Source organism: Pseudomonas sp. B21-028, from assembly GCF_024749045.1.
GTDB lineage: Bacteria > Pseudomonadota > Gammaproteobacteria > Pseudomonadales > Pseudomonadaceae > Aquipseudomonas.
In genome coordinates this window covers 4,633,402-4,655,097 of sequence record NZ_CP087184.1, presented here as the reverse complement: position 1 = coordinate 4,655,097, position 21,696 = coordinate 4,633,402, and the positions used below count along the sequence as shown (strand labels likewise).

At 61.0% G+C, this 21,696-nt stretch carries 25 protein-coding genes; 22 read left to right on the top strand and 3 right to left on the bottom strand.

What is annotated here, in order from left to right:
- Positions 1 to 4: 4 nt before the first annotated feature.
- The 19 genes from fabG (at position 5) to araH (ending at position 17,526) form a co-directional block, all read left to right on the top strand.
- Positions 5 to 748: a 3-oxoacyl-ACP reductase FabG gene (fabG, locus tag LOY35_RS19925; RefSeq protein ID WP_258626023.1), complete on the top strand. Its 744-nt coding sequence runs from the start codon at positions 5 to 7 to the stop codon at positions 746 to 748.
- Between the two features lie 190 nt (positions 749 to 938).
- Positions 939 to 1,175: an acyl carrier protein gene (gene acpP, locus LOY35_RS19920; RefSeq protein ID WP_258626015.1), complete on the top strand. Its 237-nt coding sequence runs from the start codon at positions 939 to 941 to the stop codon at positions 1,173 to 1,175.
- A gap of 108 nt (positions 1,176 to 1,283) precedes the next feature.
- Positions 1,284 to 2,528 (top strand): beta-ketoacyl-ACP synthase II, encoded by a 1,245-nt coding sequence (fabF, locus tag LOY35_RS19915; RefSeq protein WP_258626013.1) that lies wholly within the window; start codon positions 1,284 to 1,286, stop codon positions 2,526 to 2,528.
- The gene (gene pabC / locus LOY35_RS19910) at positions 2,528 to 3,343 is read left to right on the top strand and encodes an aminodeoxychorismate lyase (protein ID WP_258626004.1); all 816 of its coding nucleotides are present in this window, start codon (positions 2,528 to 2,530) and stop codon (positions 3,341 to 3,343) included. The genes fabF and pabC overlap by 1 nt, the downstream gene beginning before the upstream one ends.
- A 3-nt stretch (positions 3,344 to 3,346) precedes the next feature.
- On the top strand, positions 3,347 to 4,507 hold the full coding sequence (gene mltG, locus LOY35_RS19905) for an endolytic transglycosylase MltG (RefSeq protein WP_258625998.1): 1,161 nt from the start codon (positions 3,347 to 3,349) through the stop codon (positions 4,505 to 4,507).
- Between the two features lie 19 nt (positions 4,508 to 4,526).
- Positions 4,527 to 5,159 carry a dTMP kinase gene (tmk, locus tag LOY35_RS19900; protein WP_258625991.1) on the top strand — a complete coding sequence of 211 codons (633 nt, stop codon included), beginning with the start codon at positions 4,527 to 4,529 and terminating at the stop codon, positions 5,157 to 5,159.
- On the top strand, positions 5,152 to 6,138 hold the full coding sequence (locus LOY35_RS19895; RefSeq protein WP_258625977.1) for a DNA polymerase III subunit delta': 987 nt from the start codon (positions 5,152 to 5,154) through the stop codon (positions 6,136 to 6,138). Before tmk ends, LOY35_RS19895 begins: the two co-directional genes overlap by 8 nt.
- 50 nt (positions 6,139 to 6,188) lie before the next feature.
- The gene (locus LOY35_RS19890; RefSeq protein ID WP_024776899.1) at positions 6,189 to 6,545 is read left to right on the top strand and encodes a PilZ domain-containing protein; all 357 of its coding nucleotides are present in this window, start codon (positions 6,189 to 6,191) and stop codon (positions 6,543 to 6,545) included.
- An 11-nt stretch (positions 6,546 to 6,556) separates the two neighbouring features.
- Positions 6,557 to 7,351 (top strand): TatD family hydrolase, encoded by a 795-nt coding sequence (locus LOY35_RS19885; RefSeq protein ID WP_258625965.1) that lies wholly within the window; start codon positions 6,557 to 6,559, stop codon positions 7,349 to 7,351.
- Positions 7,352 to 7,734: 383 nt separating this feature from the next.
- Positions 7,735 to 8,373 carry a TetR/AcrR family transcriptional regulator gene (locus LOY35_RS19880; protein ID WP_003204240.1) on the top strand — a complete coding sequence of 213 codons (639 nt, stop codon included), beginning with the start codon at positions 7,735 to 7,737 and terminating at the stop codon, positions 8,371 to 8,373.
- A 138-nt stretch (positions 8,374 to 8,511) separates the two neighbouring features.
- On the top strand, positions 8,512 to 9,480 hold the full coding sequence (locus LOY35_RS19875; protein ID WP_258625961.1) for a GTP 3',8-cyclase MoaA: 969 nt from the start codon (positions 8,512 to 8,514) through the stop codon (positions 9,478 to 9,480).
- A gap of 231 nt (positions 9,481 to 9,711) precedes the next feature.
- Positions 9,712 to 10,317, top strand: coding sequence for a DUF4823 domain-containing protein (locus LOY35_RS19870; protein WP_258625958.1), 606 nt, complete (start codon positions 9,712 to 9,714; stop codon positions 10,315 to 10,317).
- A gap of 15 nt (positions 10,318 to 10,332) precedes the next feature.
- The gene (locus LOY35_RS19865) at positions 10,333 to 10,893 is read left to right on the top strand and encodes a DUF1285 domain-containing protein (protein ID WP_258625956.1); all 561 of its coding nucleotides are present in this window, start codon (positions 10,333 to 10,335) and stop codon (positions 10,891 to 10,893) included.
- Between the two features lie 190 nt (positions 10,894 to 11,083).
- On the top strand, positions 11,084 to 11,830 hold the full coding sequence (locus LOY35_RS19860) for a FadR/GntR family transcriptional regulator (protein WP_258625951.1): 747 nt from the start codon (positions 11,084 to 11,086) through the stop codon (positions 11,828 to 11,830).
- Positions 11,827 to 12,702 carry an SMP-30/gluconolactonase/LRE family protein gene (locus LOY35_RS19855; RefSeq protein ID WP_258625949.1) on the top strand — a complete coding sequence of 292 codons (876 nt, stop codon included), beginning with the start codon at positions 11,827 to 11,829 and terminating at the stop codon, positions 12,700 to 12,702. Before LOY35_RS19860 ends, LOY35_RS19855 begins: the two co-directional genes overlap by 4 nt.
- Positions 12,703 to 12,938: 236 nt before the next feature.
- Entirely contained in the window at positions 12,939 to 13,757 is an 819-nt protein-coding gene (locus tag LOY35_RS19850; RefSeq protein ID WP_258625947.1) for an SDR family oxidoreductase, read from the top strand.
- Between the two features lie 172 nt (positions 13,758 to 13,929).
- Positions 13,930 to 14,934: a substrate-binding domain-containing protein gene (locus tag LOY35_RS19845; RefSeq protein WP_258625939.1), complete on the top strand. Its 1,005-nt coding sequence runs from the start codon at positions 13,930 to 13,932 to the stop codon at positions 14,932 to 14,934.
- A 68-nt stretch (positions 14,935 to 15,002) separates the two neighbouring features.
- Positions 15,003 to 16,547 (top strand): L-arabinose ABC transporter ATP-binding protein AraG, encoded by a 1,545-nt coding sequence (gene araG, locus LOY35_RS19840; RefSeq protein ID WP_258625933.1) that lies wholly within the window; start codon positions 15,003 to 15,005, stop codon positions 16,545 to 16,547.
- A 10-nt stretch (positions 16,548 to 16,557) separates the two neighbouring features.
- On the top strand, positions 16,558 to 17,526 hold the full coding sequence (gene araH / locus LOY35_RS19835; protein ID WP_258625923.1) for an L-arabinose ABC transporter permease AraH: 969 nt from the start codon (positions 16,558 to 16,560) through the stop codon (positions 17,524 to 17,526).
- A 274-nt stretch (positions 17,527 to 17,800) separates the two neighbouring features.
- Here the strand turns inward: araH and LOY35_RS19830 are convergent, their stop codons facing one another.
- The gene (locus tag LOY35_RS19830) at positions 17,801 to 18,181 is read right to left on the bottom strand and encodes a Rho termination factor N-terminal domain-containing protein (RefSeq protein WP_047699132.1); all 381 of its coding nucleotides are present in this window, start codon (positions 18,179 to 18,181) and stop codon (positions 17,801 to 17,803) included.
- Between the two features lie 32 nt (positions 18,182 to 18,213).
- Positions 18,214 to 18,558: a hypothetical protein gene (locus LOY35_RS19825; RefSeq protein WP_258625913.1), complete on the bottom strand. Its 345-nt coding sequence runs from the start codon at positions 18,556 to 18,558 to the stop codon at positions 18,214 to 18,216.
- Between the two features lie 176 nt (positions 18,559 to 18,734).
- Between LOY35_RS19825 and LOY35_RS19820 the strand changes: the two genes are divergently transcribed.
- Positions 18,735 to 19,217, top strand: a complete 483-nt coding sequence (locus LOY35_RS19820) for a GNAT family N-acetyltransferase (RefSeq protein ID WP_003179435.1) — start codon at positions 18,735 to 18,737, stop codon at positions 19,215 to 19,217.
- 5 nt (positions 19,218 to 19,222) lie between these two features.
- Here the strand turns inward: LOY35_RS19820 and LOY35_RS19815 are convergent, their stop codons facing one another.
- The gene (locus LOY35_RS19815) at positions 19,223 to 19,855 is read right to left on the bottom strand and encodes a glutathione S-transferase family protein (RefSeq protein ID WP_258625910.1); all 633 of its coding nucleotides are present in this window, start codon (positions 19,853 to 19,855) and stop codon (positions 19,223 to 19,225) included.
- 189 nt (positions 19,856 to 20,044) lie between these two features.
- On the opposite strand from LOY35_RS19815, the gene LOY35_RS19810 reads away from it, so the two are divergent.
- On the top strand, positions 20,045 to 21,028 hold the full coding sequence (locus LOY35_RS19810; RefSeq protein ID WP_258625903.1) for a 2-dehydro-3-deoxygalactonokinase: 984 nt from the start codon (positions 20,045 to 20,047) through the stop codon (positions 21,026 to 21,028).
- A gap of 19 nt (positions 21,029 to 21,047) precedes the next feature.
- On the top strand, positions 21,048 to 21,668 hold the full coding sequence (locus tag LOY35_RS19805) for a 2-dehydro-3-deoxy-6-phosphogalactonate aldolase (RefSeq protein ID WP_041020448.1): 621 nt from the start codon (positions 21,048 to 21,050) through the stop codon (positions 21,666 to 21,668).
- Positions 21,669 to 21,696 lie beyond the last annotated feature (28 nt).

Here is a 21,696-nt window from a genome sequence, read left to right as displayed (position 1 = left end):
TTGCATGAGTCTGCAAGGTAAAGTTGCACTGGTGACCGGTGCAAGCCGCGGCATCGGCCAGGCCATTGCCCTGGAACTGGGGCGCCAAGGCGCCATCGTGATCGGCACCGCGACTTCCGCTTCGGGCGCCGAGCGTATCGCCGCGACCCTGAAGGAAAACGGTATTCAAGGCACGGGTCTTGAGCTGAACGTCACCAGCGACGAATCCGTTGCGGCGGTACTGGCCAGCATTCAGGAGCAGTTTGGTGTCCCGGCGATCCTGGTCAATAATGCCGGTATCACTCGTGATAACCTCATGATGCGCATGAAAGATGACGAATGGTTCGACGTGGTCGATACCAACCTGAACAGTCTATACCGGCTGTCCAAGGGCGTTCTGCGCGGCATGACCAAGGCCCGTTGGGGCCGGATCATCAGTATCGGTTCGGTTGTGGGTGCCATGGGCAACGCCGGCCAAGTAAACTATGCTGCGGCCAAGGCCGGTCTGGAAGGTTTCAGCCGTGCGCTGGCCCGTGAAGTGGGTTCGCGGTCGATTACGGTAAACTCGGTCGCACCGGGTTTCATCGACACCGACATGACCCGCGAACTGCCGGAAGCACAGCGTGAAGCCTTGTTGACACAAATTCCGCTGGGGCGCCTGGGGCAGGCCGAAGAGATCGCGTCCGTGGTCGCTTTTCTTGCATCCGACGCTGCGGCATACGTGACCGGAGCTACAATCCCGGTGAACGGCGGGATGTACATGAGTTAAATGTGACGGATTGCTTCAAAAAAATGTCATACGAGCTGTCTAAAATCCGTTATAAAGCTGCAACTTATTTATAGACGGCGGGCCGTCAGGGTTCGAAGGAAAAGCTTTCGGTTGAAAAATCGAAAAGCCTTTCTATACACTTACCCACCGGCCAGTTGCCTGAATTGTCCATTAGGAGTGAAAACAAGGTATGAGCACCATCGAAGAGCGCGTCAAGAAAATCGTTGCCGAGCAACTGGGCGTTAAGGAAGATGAAGTCAAGAATGAAGCATCTTTCGTTGAAGACCTGGGTGCCGACTCCCTTGACACCGTTGAGCTGGTGATGGCTCTGGAAGAGGAATTCGAGACCGAAATCCCTGACGAAGAAGCTGAAAAAATCACCACTGTTCAGCTGGCCATCAACTACGTAAACAGTCAGCAAGGCTGATCGTTTCTAGTCGTCGCTCGCTGTCATGGAAAAACCGCACTGCCATCACGGCGTGCGGTTTTTTCTTTAGGCCTGATGAAAAGTCGTCATTAGAAAAAGGAGAGTGCTGTGTCGCGTAGACGCGTCGTAGTCACCGGTATGGGTATGTTGTCGCCACTGGGCACGGATGTGCCGAGCAGTTGGCAGGGCATTCTGGCTGGCCGTAGTGGCATTGGTCTGATCGAACACACCGACCTTTCTGCCTATTCCACCCGTTTTGGCGGCTCGGTAAAGGGCTTCAATGTCGAGGAATACCTGTCGGTCAAGGAAGCCCGCAAGCTCGACCTGTTCATTCAATACGGCCTGGCTGCCGGTTTTCAGGCGGTGCGCAACGCCGGCCTGGAAGTTACCGATGCCAACCGTGAGCGCATCGGCGTGGCCATGGGTTCGGGTATTGGCGGCTTGACCAATATCGAAGAAACCAGCCGTACGCTGCATGATTCGGGGCCGCGACGGATTTCTCCATTCTTCGTGCCGGGCTCGATCATCAATATGATTTCCGGTTTCCTGTCCATCCACCTGGGTGCACAGGGACCGAACTACGCCATTGCCACGGCATGCACCACGGGGACCCACTGCATCGGCATGGCCGCGCGCAACATCATGTACGACGAAGCCGACGTGATGATCGCTGGTGGCGCCGAGATGGCGGCGTGTGGCCTTGGTATGGGTGGCTTCGGCGCCTCCCGTGCGCTGTCGACCCGCAATGACGAGCCGGCCCGTGCCAGCCGACCCTGGGACAAGGGCCGCGATGGCTTCGTGCTGTCCGACGGTGCCGGTGCGCTGGTGCTCGAGGAGCTGGAGCACGCCAAAGCGCGTGGCGCGACCATCTATGCCGAACTGATCGGCTTTGGTACCAGCGGTGACGCGTACCACATGACGTCGCCGCCGGCCGATGGGGCGGGTGCCGCCCGGTGCATCGCAAATGCCCTGCGTGACGCGAAGATCAACAGCGAGCAGGTGCAGTACATCAATGCCCACGGCACGTCGACCCCGGCCGGCGACTTGGCCGAAGCCCAGGCGATCAAGACCGTGTTCGGCGAGCATGCCTACAAACTGGCTGTCAGCTCGACCAAGTCGATGACCGGTCACCTGCTGGGTGCCGCGGGTGCGGTGGAAGCGATCTTCAGCGTGCTGGCGATCAACAGCCAGGTCGCGCCGCCGACCATCAACCTCGACGAGCCGGACGAAGGTTGCGACCTGGACTTCGTTCCGCACACCGCCCGGGGCATGGACATCGATGTGGTGCTGTCCAACTCCTTCGGCTTTGGCGGTACCAACGGCTCGCTGGTGTTCCGCCGGTTTGCCGGTTGATGGACAGCTGGGTCGACGGTCAGCCGGCTGACGTTCTGTCGCTGAAGGATCGCGGCCTGGCTTACGGCGATGGGCTGTTCGAAACCGTCGCCGTGCGCAAAGGCGAGCCGGTACTGCTGAAGCGTCATTTGCAGCGGCTCGAGCTGGGATGCCAGCGGTTGGCGCTCAATGTCGACATAGGCGCATTGAGCGTTGAACTGAGCGCCTATGCGCAATGCCTGGGTGAAGGCGTGCTGAAGCTGATCGTGACCCGTGGCGACAGCCTGCGCGGCTACGCCGCCGTCCCCTCGGTCCAGGCTCGGCGCATCCTGCAAGGGAGTCCGCCGGCTGCTTATCCTGCGGCCCATGCCGAGCGGGGCGTATCCCTGTTTCCTTGTGCGACTCGCTTGTCCGAGCAGCCGCTGCTGGCCGGCCTCAAACACCTCAATCGTCTTGAACAGGTCATGGCTCGCGCCGAATGGAGCGATTCGGAGCACGCCGAGGGGCTGATGCTGGATATGTCCGGGCGGGTGATCGAAGGGGTCTTCAGCAACCTGTTTATCGTGCGCGATGGGGTGTTGATGACCGCCGATCTGAGCCGGTGCGGCGTGGCTGGCGTAATGCGTGCCGAATTATTGTTTCAAGCCGAGTCACAGGGCATCGCCACGCAAGTGACCGATATCCGCCTCGAGCAGCTGCACCAGGCCGATGAGGTCTTTGTCTGCAACAGCGTGTATGGCGTGTGGCCGGTACGCGCATGCGGTTCGACGCGCTGGTCGGCCGGGCCGCTCACCCGTAAACTGCAGACCCTTGCCCGCGCGTTATTGGATGTTTGATTCGTGAGACGTAAATTCTTGTTGTTGCTGGAAACCGGTCTGGTTCTGGCAGGGCTGCTGTGGGGCGCTTCGGCCTGGAAGATTCATTCGGCGTTGCAACAGCCGCTGAACATCACCCAGGAAGAGCTGCTGGAAATCCCTAACGGGACCACCCCGACCAAGACCTTCTATCGTCTCGAGGCCGACGGCCTGATCAGGGACGCGTTCTGGCTGCGGGTGTATTGGCGCTTCAATCTCGCCGGCCAACCCCTGCATTCCGGCGAATACCGGATGGTGCCGGGCATGACCATGGAAAACCTGATCGGCGTATGGAAACGCGGCGAGGTGGTGCAGTACAGCGTGACGTTGGTGGAAGGCTGGAATTTCCGCCAGGTCCGTGCGGCGCTGGCCAAGGATGAAAAACTCCAGCAGACCCTCGCCGGCCTGAGCGACAGCGAGGTGATGGATCGGCTGGGCCATTCCGGGGTATTCCCCGAAGGACGGTTTTTCCCGGATACCTATCGCTTCGTGCGCGGGACATCGGACGTTGATCTGCTGAACAAGGCCTATGCCCGGCTTGAAGACGTACTGGCCAAGGAATGGGCCGAACGCGCTGCCGATGTGCCTTATACCCAGCCCTACCAGGCGCTGATCATGGCGTCCCTGGTGGAAAAGGAAACCGGCGTGCCACAGGAACGCAGTCAGATCGCCGGCGTGTTCGTGCGTCGCCTGCGCATGGGCATGCTGTTGCAGACCGATCCCACTGTGATCTATGGCCTGGGCGAGCGCTACACCGGCAAACTCACCCGTGCCCATTTGAAAGAAGAGAATCCTTACAACACCTACATGGTCCCGGGGCTACCGCCGACGCCGATTGCGATGGTGGGGCGCGAGGCGATTCACGCTGCGTTGAATCCGGCGTCGGGCAACAGCCTGTACTTCGTTGCGCGCGGGGATGGCAGCCACGTGTTCTCCGACAACCTGGATGAGCACAACAACGCGGTGCGCGAATACCAGCTCAAGCGGCGCGCCGACTATCGCTCCAGCCCGGCTCCGGCTACGCTGGACGACTCGGCGCCGATTCCCGCGGCTTCGCCCGACACGGCCCCCGAAGCCCTGCCCCAGGTGCAACCCGAGAAGCCTGCTCCCGAACCGAATGCTGACGAGCTCCCGAGCCCGCAATGACTCTGACTAAGGACTGCCCGTGACTGGCTTGTTTATAACGCTGGAGGGCCCGGAGGGCGCCGGCAAGAGCACCAACCGCGAATTCCTGGCCGATCGCCTTCGGGCCGCGGGGATCGAAGTGGTGCTGACCCGCGAGCCGGGCGGTACGCCGCTGGCGGAGCGGATCCGTGAGGTGCTGCTGGCGCCGGCCGAAGAAGTGATGAACCCCGACACCGAGCTGTTGCTGGTGTTCGCCGCCCGGGCACAACACCTGGCCGGGGTGATTCGTCCGGCCCTGGCCCGTGGCGCCGTGGTGCTCTGCGATCGCTTTACCGATTCGACCTACGCCTATCAAGGTGGCGGCCGGGGTTTGTCCCTGGAGCGCATCGCGGCGCTGGAAACCTTTGTCCAAGGCGACCTGCGCCCGGACCTGACGCTGGTGTTCGACCTGCCGGTGGAAATCGGCCTGGCCCGTGCCAGCGCCCGTGGTCGGCTGGATCGTTTCGAGCTTGAAGGCGAGGCGTTCTTCAATGCGGTGCGCAATGCCTTCCTGAGCCGTGCCAAGGCCGATCCGGCGCGTTACCTGTTGATCGATGCCGCCCTGCCGCTGACGCAGGTCCAGCAATCGCTGGACGGCCTGTTGCCCGGTTTGCTGGAGCGCGTCCGTGGCTGAAGCCTATCCCTGGCAGGACGGCCTCTGGCAACAACTGGCCGGCCGTGCCCAGCATGCCCATGCGTACCTGCTGCATGGTCCGGTCGGGATCGGCAAGCGAGCGCTGGCCGAACGCCTGATGGCGAGCTTGCTGTGCCAGCGTCCGGGCCCCTCGAACGCCTGCGGCGAATGCAAGTCCTGCCTGCTGCTCAAGGCTGGCAGCCATCCCGATAATTACGTGCTGGAGCCGGAGGAAGCGGACAAGGCGATCAAGGTCGACCAGGTCCGTGACCTGGTCAGCTTCGTGGTCCAGACCTCACAGTTGGGTGGGCGCAAGGTGGTGCTGATCGAGCCGGTCGAGTCGATGAACATCAACGCCGCCAATGCCTTGCTCAAGAGCCTCGAGGAGCCTTCCGGCGACACGGTACTCTTGCTGGTCAGTCATCAGCCGAGCCGCTTGCTGCCGACCATCAAGAGCCGTTGCGTGCAACAGGCCTGCCCATTGCCGAGCGAGGCGATGAGCCTGCAGTGGCTGGCCCAGGCCTTGCCCGACAGTACCGATGACGAGCGTGTGGAGTTGCTGACCCTCGCCGCCGGTTCGCCCCTGGCGGCCGTCAGTCTTCAGGCCCAGGGTGTGCGTGAGCAGCGGGCGCTGGTGGTGGACGGCGTGAAGAAGTTGCTCAAGCAGCAGCAATCGCCGACGCAATTGGCCGAGGGTTGGAACGCCATCCCGTTGCTGTTGCTGTTCGACTGGTTCTGCGACTGGTCGAGCCTGATCCTGCGCTACCAGCTCACCGAAGATGAGGCGGGCCTGGGGCTGGCGGACATGCGCAAGGTGATTCAGTACCTGGCGCAAAAAAGCAGCCAGGACAAAATCTTGAACATTCAGGACTGGTTGCTTGCCCAACGTCAGAAGGTGCTGGGCAAGGCGAACCTCAACCGGGTGCTGTTGCTCGAGGCGCTGTTGGTGCAATGGGCAAGTTTGCCGGGTCGCCACTGACAGATATCGCCAGGGCTCCTAGACTCAGCTCAATCGCAGCGGAGATAAGCATGAACGAACCTGTCAGTCCCGGACCGCGCAACGGCATCCTGTCCCTGGCTATCAAGGACAAGTCGGTGCTGTACGCCGCCTACATGCCCTTCATCAGGAATGGCGGCCTGTTCATCCCCACCAACAAGCATTATCGACTGGGTGACGAGGTGTTCATGCTGTTGAGCCTGATGGATGAACCGGAGAAGATTCCGGTCGCCGGCAAGGTGATCTGGATGACCCCCAAAGGTGCCCAGGGCAATCGAGCAGCCGGCGTCGGCGTGCAGTTCAATGATGGCGACAGCTCGGCCCGCAATCAGATCGAAACCCACCTGGCCGGAACCCTGAAGTCCGACCGTCCCACCCATACGATGTAGCCCGACCCTTTATGCTTGTAGATTCCCATTGTCACCTCGACCGTCTCGACCTTGCCGCCCACGGCGGCTCCCTGGATGCCGCGCTGGACGCTGCCCGTCAACGGGGCGTCGGACACTTCCTGTGCATCGGTGTCAGCGCCGACAACGCCGCCGACGTCAAGGTCCTGGCCGACCGTTATGAGGACGTCGATTGTTCGGTCGGCATCCATCCGCTGGATGTCCAACCCGATGCCACACCGGCCCTGGATTGGCTGCTGCGTGAGCTCGACCATCCGCGTGTCGTTGCCATCGGCGAAACCGGCCTGGACTATCACTACGAACCGGAAGCCGCCGAGGTCCAGCAGGCTTCGTTTCGTTTGCACCTGGAAGCCGCGAAGCAGACCGGCAAGCCGGTGATCATCCACACCCGGGGCGCACGGGCCGATACCCTGGCCTTGCTGCGCGATGCCGCGCTGCCCCAGGCCGGCGTGTTGCACTGTTTTACCGAAGACTGGGACATGGCCAGGGCGGCGCTGGACATGGGCTATTACATTTCCCTGTCCGGGATCGTCACGTTCCGCAACGCCGATGCCCTGCGCGACGTCGCCAGCAGGGTGCCGGCCGACCGCCTGCTGGTGGAAACCGACTCGCCGTACCTGGCCCCGATCCCATATCGCGGCAAGCCGAATCTTCCGCAATACGTACGGGAAGTGGCGGAGTTCCTGGCTATGCTGCGTGGCGAATCCTACGAGCGGTTCGCTGACCAGACGACCGAGAACTTCAAGCGGTTGTTTCCGCTGGCTCATGTCCGTTCGGTACAGGCTTGAATTTTGCGCAAAAAAAACCCGGGTTCTGGGGGGTGAATCCGGGTTAAGACCATTAGGAGTAAAACAAAGGCACGCGGTCCTTTGGTACCTTTATCGGCGCGTCACTTGGGGGAGATGTCGCGCCGACAGTTCAAGTATTGATCAGGATACCCGTGCGTCCAGTTTGCCCGGGGCGGTTTTTAAACAAATTTGGAATACGCTCGCTTCGGATAAGTTCTCACTGTCGTCACCGGTTGTCGGGACGACGCGATGGCGTAAGCCGCAGCGAGCCAATGTTGTACGATTTTGTGAAGAACTATGGCCGGGAACGGATGATCCGTGCATTTTTGCGTAAGTTAGGCATAATACCCGGCTTCGAATTTTGACCTTCAGACCTTTTTCTTATGCACAAAGAACCTCGTAAGGTCCGTGAGTTTCGCCGCCGCGAGCAGGAAATTCTCGACACCGCGCTCAAGTTGTTCCTCGACCAGGGCGAAGACAGCGTTACCGTCGAGATGATTGCGGATGCCGTGGGTATCGGCAAAGGCACGATTTATAAACACTTCAAATCCAAGGCGGAGATCTACCTGCGCCTGATGCTCGATTACGAGCGCGATTTGAACGAGTTGCTGCACTCGGCGGATGTGGACAAGGACAAGGAGGCGCTGTCCCGGGCCTACTTCGAGTTCCGCATGCGCGATCCCCAGCGCTACCGCTTGTTCGACCGCCTGGAAGAGAAGGTGGTCAAGGGCAACCAGGTGCCGGAGATGGTCGAAGAGCTCCACAAGATCCGGGCTTCGAACTTCGAGCGCCTGACGTTGCTGATCAAGGGCCGGATCAGCGAAGGCAAGCTCGAAGACGTGCCACCTTACTTCCACTACTGCGCCGCGTGGGCGTTGGTGCATGGTGCGGTGGCGTTGTACCACTCGCCGTTCTGGAGCAACGTGCTGGAGGATCAGGAAGGTTTCTTCCAGTTCCTGATGGACATCGGTGTGCGCATGGGCAACAAGCGCAAGCGTGATACCGACGTACCGAGCAGTTGAGGCATTCAGATACCTGATTGCGCCATGTCCGCTTACATGGCGCAGTGCCCCAGTAATATACTCAGGCTTGGGTCTTGCGAAAACCTGAATTCTAGGTCAAGTTTCGTAAGTCCGATTTTTCTTTCGCCGGAGTCATCCATGATCGTTGACCGTCAGGGCAGGCGTTTCCGCAATTTGCGGATCAGCCTGACTTCCGCCTGCAACTACGCCTGCACCTATTGCGTGCCCGACGGCAAACGCCTGGTGGCCGCGCAGGATGAGTTGTCGGCCGAAGCGATGGCGCGCGGCGTGGCTTACCTGATCGAAGCTGCCGGCATCGAACGGCTTCGCATCACCGGGGGCGAGCCGTTGGTCAGTCCCAAGCTCGAACGCTTCATGACGGCGGTGGGGCAGATGGGTCTGGAGGACATCAGCCTGACCACCAACGGCCAGTTGCTGGCGAAGAAGCTGCCTTTGCTGGTGGACGCGGGGATCCGTCGCATCAACGTTTCCCTCGACACCCTGGACCCCAGCGCGTTTCGCAGTATCGCCCGTGGCGGTGACCTGGCGACGGTGCTTGATGGCATGGACCAGGCCCACGCGGCGGGCATGAAGATCAAGGTCAATATGGTGCCGTTGCGCGGGCAGAACCTGGATCAGGTGATGCCACTACTCGAATACTGCCTGGCGCGTGGCTATGAGTTGCGTTTCATCGAGTTGATGCGCATGGGGCACCTGGCCAGCGATTCCAATGCGTTCTTGCAACAGTTTGTCAGCCTGCAACAACTGTTGAGCCTGATTGGCGACCAATACGAATACCTGCAAGCCGATGCGCCGGTGGATGCGACGGCGGTGCGCTATCAGATCCCTGGAATGGGTTATTTCGGTGTGATCGCCAACGAAAGCGTGCCTTTCTGCCGTACTTGCTCGCGGCTGAGGTTGTCCTCCACGGGCTGGTTGCATGGTTGCCTGTCCTCGAGCAACCGTCACTTCGTCGGCGACCTGCTGGACAAGCCTCGCCACCAGGCGTTGCCGGCCCTTCAGCGACTGCTGGTCAAGGCGTTGGGGGACAAGCAGGAGGTGGCGTTTTCCGGTGGCGCGACCATCATGAAGATCATCGGCGGCTGACTCCACGCTGTGGCGAGGGGATTTATCCCCGTTGGGTCGCGTCGCGGCCCCAAGATCGTCATACCCGAGCCCATCTTCGGGGGGCTGCTTCGCACCCCAACGGGGCGGTGCGACGTTTCGTTAAATCCCCTCACCACAGGTGTTAATAAACCCTCCATTCATTGAGCTGGCGCAAAAGCTGCATTCAACGGCCATTCGCCGGTTTTCCGACACCGGTTTCTGGAGGGTAGGATGCGTAGCCTGGTTTTGCTGCTGGCCGTTTTGGCGCTGGGTGGCTGTATGAATGTCAGCGACATGGGGGAAGGCGTTCGTTATCACATGAGCGACGCCGGTCTGCTGGATCACAGCGACAGTCGCCGTGTGAACAACCTGCGTATTCAGCCCGACTCGTTCATCTACATCGCCCAAGGCGCGTTCGCACCGCCGGGCGGCGCCTATCCGCGTCCCAACGTCGTGGCCGAAGAAGCCTTCAACGGGTTCATCGAATATTTCCCGATGGTCCGTCGCGCCCGTGTCCCCGAAGGCCTTGACCAGGCCATGGGCGAAGCTCGTGCCGCGGGGGCTCATTACTTGCTGTACACCCGGTTCGCCAAAGCCGATAACCGCATCGGCAACTCTGACGAATGGCTGGACGAAGAAGCCGTGGATCGCTTGGGGGTCGATACCAGCGTCATCCAGATCATGTTGATCGAGACCAGCACCCAGTATTTGATTGATACTGCACGTATCAAGAGTCGTGGCGGTTTACTGACGTTGCACGACAAGCAGCCACAAGACCTCATCGCCACGCCGTTGCGTGAATATGCCCGCAGCCTGTTGGGGATGAGCGACGAGTAAATACAAGGAGTCACCATGAGCGGACCGCAAAAAGCCAATGACCTGCTGGGGCAGATCCCCAAGACCAAAGGCCTGCCGCCGGTCCACTTATGGAACCCCGACTTCTGCGGCAACATCGACATGCGCATCGCTCGCGATGGCACCTGGTACTACCAGGGCACGCCCATCGGACGCAAGCCGATGGTCAAGCTGTTCTCCACCATCATCCGCCGCGACGGCGATGACTACTTCCTGATTACCCCTGTGGAAAAAGTCGGCATCCAGGTCGACGATGCGCCGTTCGTGGCCGTGACCCTGGAGGTCGAAGGCCAGGGAGAAGGGCAGTTGTTGCGCTTCACGACTCATGTCGATGAAACCACCGAGGCCGGCCCCGACCATCCGATGCGGGTGGTGATCGATCCACACACCCAGGAGCCGGCGCCCTACGTGCATGTGCGCAGTAACCTCGAAGCGTTGATCCACCGAAATGTGTTCTACCAGTTGGTGGAGCTGGCGGTGAGCCGCGAGATTGACGGGCAGCGCTGGCTGGGGGTGTGGAGTGGCGGGATGTTCTTTCCGATAGGCCTGGAACCGTAACCCCTCCTGTGGGAGCGACCTGTGGGAGCAAAGCTTGCTCGCGATAACGCTGCCAGCATGGATGTTGACTGACACTACGCCTTCGCGAGCAAGCTTTGCTCCCACATGTGTGTCCAGAACGAATTCAATTGACAGCCAATCATATGATGATTAGCGTAAGCCACCAATAAGAGTGGCCCGCGGGGTTTTCATGTCCAGCAGTTTTCACGCATCGACCGTCGATTGGCTCGGCGGTTGGATCGCCGCCGGCCAGGTCAAGCCTGGGCAGACGATCAAGGTCGAGGCAGACCTGGGCGAGCAACTGGGGGTCAGTCGCACGGTGATTCGCGAGGCGATCAAGACCCTGGTGGCCAAAGGCATGCTCGAGGTCGGACCGAAGGTGGGGACGCGGGTGTTGCCGGTGCGACGCTGGAACCTGTTCGACCCACAGGTGGTCGGCTGGTTGTCACGCAGCGGTTTGCCAGAGAATTTTGTCGATGACCTGTTGGATCTGCGCCGCACCATCGAGCCGATGGCGGTGCGCTGGGCCTGCGAGCGGGCGACGGTCGAGCAGGTGCAGGCGATCCGCCTGGCCTATCATGCGCTGGAGCGAGCCGTGGACAGCGGTGCCGATTACAACCGGGCCGACCAGTTTTTTCACGAGTGCATCCTCGCCGCCAGCCACAATCAATTCATAGAACAAATGGTCCCGGCCTTGGGGGCGTTGCTGGCTGTGTCGTTCGAGGTATCGGCCGCCGATCCGGATGAACTGCGCCGTACCTTGCCCATTCACAAGGACATCGCCGAAGCCATCGCGTCCCGCGACGCGACACGGGGCGTCTGGGCCTGCATGACCCTGATCGACAACGCTGACCTGGCCATCAAGCGCTTCTACCCAAATGTGATGGCCGGTCGTACGGACACTGGCGGGCAAGCTGGAAACGGGAGGTTTCAATGATGTGGAAGGCGGTAACGGAGCACCGGGCGAAACTGGGCGAGGGGCCCTTCTGGGACGCGCCGACCCAGGCGCTGTATTGGGTCGACATCGCTGGCAAACAGGCACTGCGGTTGATCGGTGCCAATGTGCAGATCTGGCAGATGCCCGAACATGTTTCCGCCTTCATCCCGACGCAGAGAGGGGATGCGCTGGTGACGCTGAGCAGCGGTATCTACCGGCTGGATCTCGATTCGCCGGGCCTGGAGCCGCGCCTGACATTGCTGTGCATGGCCGATCCCCAGCCCGGCAACCGAGCCAACGAAGCCCGTTGCGATGCCCTGGGCCAGCTGTGGCTCGGGACGATGCAGAACAACATCGGCGAAAACGGTGAGGATCTGCCCCTGGAACACCGGTCGGGGGGCTTGTTTCGCGTGGGCGCCGATGGTCGGGTCATGCCGTTGCTGCGTGGGCGGGGTATTCCCAACACGCTGCTGTGGAGCCCTGATGGCACCACGGTGTATTTCGGTGAAAGCCTCGACGGCACGTTATACCGGCATTTCATCCATCCCGATGGCAGCCTGGCCCCCGCCGAAGTCTGGTTCGGCCCCCATTCGCGCGGCGGGCCGGACGGATCGGCAATGGACGCCCGTGGTTATATCTGGAACGCCCGCTGGGACGGCAGTTGCCTGCTGCGAATCAGCCCTGACGGACAGGTCGACCGGGTGATCGAACTGCCGGTCAGTCGTCCCACCAGTTGCGTGTTTGGGGGGGACGATCTCAAGACCCTGTACATCACCAGTGCGGCCAGCCCGTCGGGTCATCCGCTGGATGGCGCGGTGCTGTCCATGCGAGTCGATGTGCCAGGTGTGAGCTGTACGCGGTTTGCGGGTTAAATCCCAAAATATGGGATGTAAATATATATATTGAGATTGTTGGCTGGCCGGGTTTATAGTCGGCTTCATCAGCAACACGCATTCACACTAAAAAAACAAAACAGGTGAAGTGATGCAACGATCCATTCCCGTACGCCCCAGTGGCGTACGTGACCCACTGTCCTCCCAGCGCCTTTGGCCGGTCATCCCTGGATGCCCGGTTTTTGTCGTGGTTGCGGACCGGGGAGCGGTGAACCATGGCTGAGGCACTTTCCTTGCCGCCGGTGCCCGAGCCACCGAAGGGCGAGCGGCTGAAGAACAAAGTGGTGCTGCTGACCGGTGCCGCCCAAGGTATTGGCGAGGCCATTGTCGCGGCGTTCGCTTCACAACAGGCGCGACTGGTGATCAGCGACATCCAGGCTGACAAGGTCGAGCAGGTTGCCGCTTACTGGCGTGAGCGCGGGGCAGCCGTGCAAGCCTTGCAAGCCGATGTGTCGAACCCGCAGGACTTGCAGGCCATGGCCCGCCATGCCGTTGAACTGCACGGCCGCATCGATGTGCTGGTGAACTGCGCTGGCGTCAATGTGTTCCGCGACCCGCTGGAAATGACCGAGGAAGACTGGCGCCGCTGCTTCGCCATCGACCTGGACGGCGCCTGGTACGGTTGCAAGGCTGTATTGCCGCAGATGATCGAGCAGGGCGTGGGCAGCATCATCAACATTGCTTCGACCCATTCGTCCCACATCATTCCTGGCTGTTTCCCGTACCCGGTGGCCAAGCATGGCTTGCTCGGCCTGACCCGTGCCCTGGGCATCGAATACGCCCCCAAGGGCATACGCGTCAACGCCATCGCGCCGGGCTATATCGAAACCCAACTGAACGTCGACTACTGGAACGGCTTTGCCGATCCTCATGCCGAACGCCAGCGTGCGCTGGATCTGCACCCGCCACGGCGCATCGGGCAACCGATCGAAGTGGCAATGACGGCCGTGTTTCTGGCCAGTGATGAAGCACCTTTCATCAACGCTTCATGTATCACCATTGATGGTGGACGTTCGGTCATGTACCACGACTGAATATTCCGGGATTGCAGTCTGAAACTTTGCCTGCAATTCAATCATCATACGATATGACTATTTGGATCTATGCTGTAGCAACTTGCTGTGACCGCCCAGCCTGCGTTTTGCCACCGATGGTGGAGCAGACCCTGGACGTTTGGCTTTCAATAAAAAAAACAAGGAGTCAACTATGAATCATCGTCGTGGGATCCGTTCCCTGTGCCGCGTTGCCCTGGCTGTTGCCGCGGTTGGTCTCAGCAGTTCCTTGCTGGCGGCTGAAGAAGTGAAGATCGGTTTTCTGGTCAAGCAGGCCGAGGAGCCCTGGTTCCAGACCGAATGGGCGTTCGCCGAGAAGGCGGGCAAGGACAAGGGCTTCAAGGTGATCAAGATTGCCGTGCCCGATGGTGAGAAGACCCTCTCGGCCATCGACAGCCTCGCGGCCAACGGCGCCAAGGGCTTCGTGATCTGCCCGCCAGACGTGTCCCTGGGCCCGGCCATCATGGCCAAGGCCAAGCTCAACAATATGAAAGTCATCGCTGTCGATGACCGTTTCGTCGATGCCAGCGGCAAGTTCATGGAAGATGTGCCATACCTCGGCATGGCCGCGTTCGAAGTGGGCCAGAAGCAGGGGGCCGCCATGGCTGCTGAAGCCAAAAAACGTGGCTGGGACTGGAAAGAAACCTACGCTGTGATCAACACCTTCAACGAGCTGGACACCGGCAAGAAACGCACCGACGGTTCGATGGACGCCCTCAAGAAAGCCGGTATGCCGGACGATCACATCCTCACCACGGCGCTCAAGACCCTCGACGTACCGGGGAGCATGGACTCCACCAACTCCGCGCTGGTGAAACTGCCCAGCGGTGCGAAGAACCTGATCATCGGCGGCATGAACGACAACACTGTGCTGGGTGGCGTGCGCGCGACTGAAAGCGCCGGCTTCAAGGCAGACAACGTGATCGGGATCGGCATCAATGGTACCGACGCCATCGGCGAGTTGAAGAAACCCCACAGCGGTTTCTTCGGTTCGATGCTGCCTAGCCCGCACATCGAAGGCTACAAGACTGCCGAGATGATGTTCGAGTGGGTCACCACCGGCAAGGAACCACCGAAGTACACCGCCATGGACGAGGTGACGCTGATCACTCGGGAGAACTTCAAGCAGGAGCTGGAAAAGATCGGCCTGTGGAACTGACGGCCGGTTGATTCAAAAGCGGCCCCGGAGTCTTGGGGCCGCTTGATCTCTGTGAGTTCGAGGTGGTTATGCAAGCGCAAACAGCGACACAGCAACACAACATCGGCGCCAGCTTGCGGTTCAATGGAATCGGCAAGACCTTTCCTGGCGTACAGGCGTTGGCCAATATCAGTTTTGTTGCCCATCCAGGCCAGGTTCATGCCTTGATGGGGGAAAACGGCGCGGGCAAGTCCACGTTGCTGAAGATTCTTGGAGGGGCCTACATACCGAGCAGCGGCGAGTTGCAGATCGGCGAGCAGACGATGGCCTTCAAATGCACGGCCGACAGCATCGCCAGCGGCGTGGCGGTGATTCACCAGGAGCTGCACCTGGTGCCGGAAATGACGGTGGCCGAAAACCTGTTCCTGGGCCATTTGCCGGCCCGGTTTGGCCTGGTCAATCGCGGCGTGTTGCGCCAGCAGGCATTGGCGCTGCTCAAGGGCCTGGCCGACGAAATCGATCCCCAGGAAAAAGTCGGTCGCCTGTCCCTCGGTCAGCGCCAACTGGTGGAAATCGCCAAGGCCTTGTCCCGGGGCGCCCATGTGATTGCTTTCGATGAACCCACCAGCAGCCTTTCAGCACGGGAAATCGACCGCTTGATGGCGATCATCGCCCGCCTGCGGGACGAGGGCAAAGTGGTGCTGTACGTGAGCCACCGCATGGAAGAGGTGTTCCGCATCTGTAACGCGGTGACGGTGTTCAAGGACGGCCGCTACGTGCGCACCTTCGAAAACATGAGCGAGTTGACCCACGATCAGTTGGTCACCTGCATGGTCGGGCGCGATATCCAGGACATCTACGACTATCGCGTTCGTGAACACGGTGAAGTGGCGCTGCAGGTCGATCGCCTGCTCGGTCCGGGGCTGCGTGAGCCGGTGAGTTTTCAGGTGCGCAAAGGTGAAGTCCTCGGGTTGTTCGGGCTGGTGGGGGCCGGACGCACCGAGTTGCTGCGATTGCTCAGTGGCCTGGAACGCCAGACCGAAGGCAACATGGTCCTGCACGGTGAAGCGCTGAAACTGCGCTCGCCCCGGGATGCTATCGCCGCCGGCGTGCTGCTCTGCCCGGAAGATCGCAAGAAAGAAGGCATCATGCCCCTGGCCAGCGTCGGCGAGAACATCAACATTAGCGCCCGCAGTGCCCACTCCACCTTTGGTTGCCTGTTGCGCGGCGATTGGGAAAAGGGCAATGCCGACAAACAGATCAAGGCGTTGAAAGTGAAGACGCCCACGGCGGGGCAGAAAATCATGTTCCTGTCCGGCGGCAACCAGCAGAAGGCGATCCTCGGTCGCTGGCTGTCGATGCCGATGAAGGTGCTGTTGCTGGACGAGCCAACCCGCGGCATCGACATCGGTGCCAAGGCTGAGATTTACCAGATCATCCACAACCTGGCGGCCAATGGCATCGCGGTGATTGTGGTGTCCAGCGACCTGATGGAAGTGATGGGCATTTCCGACCGGATCCTGGTGCTGTGCGAAGGGGCCATGCGCGGCGAGCTGTCGCGTGACCAGGCCAACGAATCCAACCTGCTGCAACTGGCGCTGCCACGCCAACGCGTTGCCGACGCGGCGAACTGAGAGGTAAATCATGACCATTCAAAACAATGCACTGCCGACGGCACGCAAACCCCTGGACATGCGTCGGTTCCTCGACGATTGGGTCATGCTGCTGGCGGCTCTCGGCATCTTCGTGCTCTGCGCCTTCTTGATCGACAATTTCCTGTCGCCGTTGAACATGCGGGGCCTTGGCCTGGCGATTTCCACCACCGGCATCGCGGCCTGCACCATGTTGTATTGCCTGGCGTCCGGGCATTTCGACCTGTCGGTCGGCTCGGTGATCGCCTGTGCCGGCGTGGTCGCGGCGGTGGTGATGCGCGATACCAACAGCGTGTTCCTGGGTGTCTGCGCGGCGCTGGTGATGGGCCTGATCGTTGGCCTGATCAACGGCATCGTCATTGCCAAGCTACGGGTCAATGCGTTGATCACGACGCTGGCGACCATGCAGATCGTTCGTGGCCTGGCCTACATCTTTGCCAACGGCAAGGCGGTGGGCGTGTCCCAGGAGTCGTTCTTCGTGTATGGCAACGGCCAGTTGTTCGGTGTGCCGGTACCGATCCTGATCACCATCGTCTGCTTCCTGTTTTTCGGCTGGTTGTTGAACTACACCACCTATGGGCGCAACACCATGGCCATCGGTGGTAACCAGGAAGCGGCGCTGCTGGCGGGGGTGAACGTCGATCGCACCAAGATCATCATCTTCGCCGTGCACGGTGTGATCGGTGCGCTGGCGGGTGTGATCCTGGCCTCGCGCATGACGTCCGGCCAACCGATGATCGGCCAGGGCTTCGAACTGACGGTGATCTCGGCCTGCGTGCTGGGTGGGGTATCGTTAAGCGGTGGTATCGGCATGATCCGTCATGTCATTGCCGGCGTGCTGATTCTGGCGATCATCGAAAACGCGATGAACCTGAAGAACATCGACACCTTCTACCAATACGTCATCCGTGGCTCGATCCTGTTGCTCGCCGTGGTGATCGACCGCATGAAGCAGCGCTGAAACCTGCTTCGACCGGGCGGGCCCCATCGCGGGCAAGCCCGGCTCCCACGGGGCTTGTGTCAGCCACAAAACCAGCGCCCGCCCCAAGACCTCATGTGGGAGCGGGCTTGCTCGCGAAGGCGTCGGCACATCGATATCGATGTTGACTGACCTGGCGCTATCGCGAGCAGGCTCGCTCCCACAGGGTTTTGTGTCTGTCGCGGAGCCCGTAGACGCCGCAGACCCCATGTGGGAGCGAGCCTGCTCGCGATGGCGTCCGCCCTGACGCGGTCAATCATGCGGCCTTGCGCAACGCCTCGATCAACTCCTGCTTGCGCATCTTCGAACGCCCGGGAATGTTTTTCGCCCGTGCTTCTTTCATCAGGCTATCGACCGTCTGGGTTTCATGGGAAGCCTTGCTGCTACGCGGATGGCCTTCCCGGGTCTTGGCTGCACGACGGGCCGATTCCTTGCGGTCGGTTTTCTTTTCCGCGGCCGGTTTATGTTTTCCCGAGCCGCCGGAGCGCTCGCCGCCGCCGGACTGTTTGTTCACCGTCGCCCAAGCCCGTGCTTCGGCCGTCTCCTCGGACAGGCCCTTCTTCTCGTAGCTTTTTTCGATGTGTTCGGCCTTGCGCTTTTGCTCGGCGGTGTATTTGTCTTTGCTTCCACGAGGCATGGGATTTTCCTCCTCAAGTGTGTGAGCAGAGGCTACTGGCTGGCGCCGCCTTCGGAGCCCGAACCACCGCTGGTGGTTTTCGAGCCCACGCCGGTTTCGGCGTTATCGGGCGCTGTGGAGTCCGGTGTGTTCATGCCGCCCTGACGGCCCATGTCATTACCCTGCACACGCGGATCGGTGCCAGTGGCGGGTGGCTGGCCATTGTTCAAGGTGCCGCCGCCGGTGCCGTCGGTATTCAACTTGGGCATGCCCTGGGTGGCCGGCGAGTTGGGCGCCTCCACCGGGTCGGTCGGCCCGGTACCGGAGGTGGACGCCGCGAAGGCCACCGAAGACAGCAGTGCGGCAAATGTGAACGCAGTCAGCCTTGAAGTGATCATGGTGTCGCCTCCATTTTTCAGATGCTTGCCTGATCTTGGGCCGTGCTGGATCGGAGTTGGTGCCGGGGTTGCGACGAATGGTGCTTTCGCCAGCGCAGTCATCATTTGGATTGAAATGTGACGAGCGCCGCGTGGCGGCTTAGTATGGCGCTTTCAATTGGCTACAAGGCCCGTTCATGTCGATCGAGATCCGTCCTGCGCAACCCAGCGATGCGCCTCAAATCCTTGCCTTCATCACCGAACTGGCCGACTACGAAAAGGCCCGTCACGAAGTCATCGCCAGTGTGGCCGACATCGAGCGCAGCCTGTTCAGCGAAGGCGCGACCGCCCACGGGCTGATCTGCCTGCGCGATGGCGTACCGATTGGTTTCGCGGTGTTTTTCTTCAGCTACTCCACCTGGTTGGGCAGCAACTGCCTGTACCTTGAAGACCTGTACATCACGCCCGAACAGCGTGGCGGCGGGGCGGGCAAGACGTTGTTGCGCCATCTGGCCAAGGTCGCCTGCGACAACGACTGCGGTCGTTTCGAATGGAGCGTCCTGGACTGGAACACGCCGGCGATCGAGTTCTACAAATCCCTCGGCGCGCAACCCCAGGAAGAATGGGTGCGCTACCGGATGGACGGCAAGGTGCTACGGGATTTCGCCCAAGGCAACTGAAGGTCTCAGGAATACCCGGCCCCAGCATATTCGGTAAACCCCGGTCGTTGTTCGAGCCGCTTGCAATAGGCGGCCACGGCCGGGTAGTCCGGCCGTTCCATGGGCGTCTGGCGCCAGCGGTGCACGGACAGGCCGATGAGCACGTCCGCCAGGGAGAAATCCGCACCGGCAACGTAGGCGCCGGTGCGATTCAACTGCTGCTCCAGCAACCCCATCTTTTCGTTCCAGCCCTTGATGCCGGCGGCGATGGATTGTGGGTCCTGCATATCCGGATTCTTGCGCACCAGCGCGTGAAACGCGTAACCCCATGACGGGTTGAGTTCCGTCGCCTGCCAATCCATCCATTGCTCGATCCGGGCCCTGGCCGCCGGCTCTAGCGGCAGCAGGTCATTGCGCCCATGCTTGCCCACCAGATAACGGCAGATGGTGTTCGACTCCCAGAGCACACCGTTCTCATCGATGATCACCGGTACCTGGGCGTTTGGGTTAAGCGCCAGGAACGCAGGATCGTGGGTGGAATTGAAGCCGATCCCCCAATCTTCGCGCTCGTAGGAGATGTCCAATTCCTGACAAGTCCATAGCACTTTTCTGACGTTGATCGAGGAAGTGCGGCCGAGAATTTTCAGCAGTTGTCCCATTTCGTTATCCCTGAGAGTTAAGGCGTCCGGACAGGAAACGTAGCAGGGTCGTGGGGTAGATGGCGATGGTTTTGGATGATCTCGTGAGCGTCCCAATATATGGGAGTGATATTTATATATTGAGATTTTGCCGTGCTCAGGTTTATAGTCCGTGCCACTCACTGCCAAAAAACAGAACAGGTGAAGCGGATGCAGGCGCAATTGATCGCGCTCGATTGGGGGACTACCTCACTACGGGCTTACAAACTCGCCGCGGGAGGCGAGGTGCTCGAACAGCGCTCGCTTTCGTCGGGGATCATGCAGTTGCCTTCCGGGCCACGAACCGTGGCCGGTCGGGTGTGCACCAACGGTTTCGAGCTGGCGTTCGACGAAGCCTGCGGTGATTGGCTGGACGCGCAGCCGGGCCTGCCCGTCATTGCCTGCGGCATGGTCGGCAGCGCCCAGGGCTGGTGCGAAGCGCCTTACTGCGACACACCGGCGAACGTCGCCAATCTCGGACATTCCCTACAAACCGTTCGGAGTCTTCGCGGTGTCGATGTGCATATCGTGCCAGGGGTGATCCAGCGTTCGCGGTTGCCCAATGTGATGCGCGGCGAAGAAACCCAGGTACTCGGCGCCTTGCACAGCTTGCCGAACGAAGCGGTGCTGATCGGTTTGCCCGGCAGTCACTCGAAATGGGTGGAAGTGGCCGACGGCTGCATCGTGCATTTCGACACCTTCATGACCGGCGAAATCTTCGCCGTGCTCAGCGACCACAGCATTCTCGGCCGTACCCAACAGCGCGGCGCCGCGTTCGACGGCGTGGCCTTCGACCGGGGTGTGCAGGTGGCGCTGTCGACGGACGGACAGGTCGGCCCGCTGTCCACCGTGTTCAGCGCTCGCAGCCTGGGGCTGACCGGCGAACTCGGCGCGAGTGCCCAGGCTGACTATCTCTCTGGTTTGTTGATCGGCCATGAGCTGACGGCACTGGCCGCCGCACAACGCCATCGGCGCAATAGCGTGCACTTGCCGACGGTGGTGCTGATCGGCAACTCCCAACTCTGCGCCCGTTATCAACGGGCCCTCGACGCCTGCGGCTTTGCCCGGGTGACCCTGGCCGAACAGGCCACCGAACGGGGTTTGTGGCAACTGGCCGTGGCGGCCGGGCTGCTCGAATCCAGCGCATCGCGTTAAACCTGACTGGAGGTCTGACATGCTCACACAAGCACTGGCGCACAACGGGCTGATCGCGATCCTGCGCGGTCTGCGTCCCGAAGAGGCGGCAGCCATCGGCGAAGTCCTGTACAGCGCGGGATTTCGCGTCATCGAAGTACCGCTCAATTCCCCCGAGCCATACGAAAGTATTCGCATCCTGCGCGATACCTTGCCCGCCGACTGCCTGATCGGCGCCGGCACCGTGCTGACGCCGGAGCAAGTGGAGCAGGTCAAAGCCGCCGGTGGCCAGGTGATCGTCATGCCCCACAGCGATCCGAAGGTGTTGCGGGCGGCGAAAGCGGCGGGGCTCTATCTCTCGCCCGGCGTCGCCACGCCGACCGAGGCATTTGCCGCGTTGGCCGAAGGCGCCCATGTATTGAAGTTGTTTCCTGCCGAGCAAATGGGCCCGGCGGTGGTCAAGGCCTGGCTCGCGGTGCTGCCGGCCGGGACCGTGCTGGTGCCGGTGGGTGGGATCACGCCGGACAACATGGCGGTGTTCCTCGAGGCAGGCGTCAAGGGGTTCGGCCTGGGCTCCGGGCTGTTCAAGCCGGGCCTGACAGCTGACGAGGTTGCGGTGCGCGCCAAGGCTTACGTGGCCGCGTGGAATGCCTTGAACTGAAGACTTTTCCAGCGCCCGTGCGCTGCAT

Excerpts from the sequence above, each read along its gene's own strand:
- fabG (WP_258626023.1), top strand. The coding sequence starts at position 5 with ATGAGTCTGCAAGGTAAAGTTGCACTGGTGACCGGTGCAAGCCGCGGC.
- acpP (WP_258626015.1), top strand. The coding sequence starts at position 939 with ATGAGCACCATCGAAGAGCGCGTCAAGAAAATCGTTGCCGAGCAACTG.
- pabC (WP_258626004.1), top strand. The coding sequence starts at position 2,528 with ATGGACAGCTGGGTCGACGGTCAGCCGGCTGACGTTCTGTCGCTGAAG.
- LOY35_RS19890 (WP_024776899.1), top strand. The coding sequence starts at position 6,189 with ATGAACGAACCTGTCAGTCCCGGACCGCGCAACGGCATCCTGTCCCTG.
- LOY35_RS19885 (WP_258625965.1), top strand. The coding sequence starts at position 6,557 with ATGCTTGTAGATTCCCATTGTCACCTCGACCGTCTCGACCTTGCCGCC.
- LOY35_RS19880 (WP_003204240.1), top strand. The coding sequence starts at position 7,735 with ATGCACAAAGAACCTCGTAAGGTCCGTGAGTTTCGCCGCCGCGAGCAG.
- LOY35_RS19875 (WP_258625961.1), top strand. The coding sequence starts at position 8,512 with ATGATCGTTGACCGTCAGGGCAGGCGTTTCCGCAATTTGCGGATCAGC.
- LOY35_RS19870 (WP_258625958.1), top strand. The coding sequence starts at position 9,712 with ATGCGTAGCCTGGTTTTGCTGCTGGCCGTTTTGGCGCTGGGTGGCTGT.
- LOY35_RS19865 (WP_258625956.1), top strand. The coding sequence starts at position 10,333 with ATGAGCGGACCGCAAAAAGCCAATGACCTGCTGGGGCAGATCCCCAAG.
- LOY35_RS19860 (WP_258625951.1), top strand. The coding sequence starts at position 11,084 with ATGTCCAGCAGTTTTCACGCATCGACCGTCGATTGGCTCGGCGGTTGG.
- LOY35_RS19855 (WP_258625949.1), top strand. The coding sequence starts at position 11,827 with ATGATGTGGAAGGCGGTAACGGAGCACCGGGCGAAACTGGGCGAGGGG.
- LOY35_RS19850 (WP_258625947.1), top strand. The coding sequence starts at position 12,939 with ATGGCTGAGGCACTTTCCTTGCCGCCGGTGCCCGAGCCACCGAAGGGC.
- LOY35_RS19845 (WP_258625939.1), top strand. The coding sequence starts at position 13,930 with ATGAATCATCGTCGTGGGATCCGTTCCCTGTGCCGCGTTGCCCTGGCT.
- araG (WP_258625933.1), top strand. The coding sequence starts at position 15,003 with ATGCAAGCGCAAACAGCGACACAGCAACACAACATCGGCGCCAGCTTG.
- araH (WP_258625923.1), top strand. The coding sequence starts at position 16,558 with ATGACCATTCAAAACAATGCACTGCCGACGGCACGCAAACCCCTGGAC.
- LOY35_RS19830 (WP_047699132.1), bottom strand. The coding sequence starts at position 18,181 with ATGCCTCGTGGAAGCAAAGACAAATACACCGCCGAGCAAAAGCGCAAG.
- LOY35_RS19825 (WP_258625913.1), bottom strand. The coding sequence starts at position 18,558 with ATGATCACTTCAAGGCTGACTGCGTTCACATTTGCCGCACTGCTGTCT.
- LOY35_RS19820 (WP_003179435.1), top strand. The coding sequence starts at position 18,735 with ATGTCGATCGAGATCCGTCCTGCGCAACCCAGCGATGCGCCTCAAATC.
- LOY35_RS19815 (WP_258625910.1), bottom strand. The coding sequence starts at position 19,855 with ATGGGACAACTGCTGAAAATTCTCGGCCGCACTTCCTCGATCAACGTC.
- LOY35_RS19810 (WP_258625903.1), top strand. The coding sequence starts at position 20,045 with ATGCAGGCGCAATTGATCGCGCTCGATTGGGGGACTACCTCACTACGG.
- LOY35_RS19805 (WP_041020448.1), top strand. The coding sequence starts at position 21,048 with ATGCTCACACAAGCACTGGCGCACAACGGGCTGATCGCGATCCTGCGC.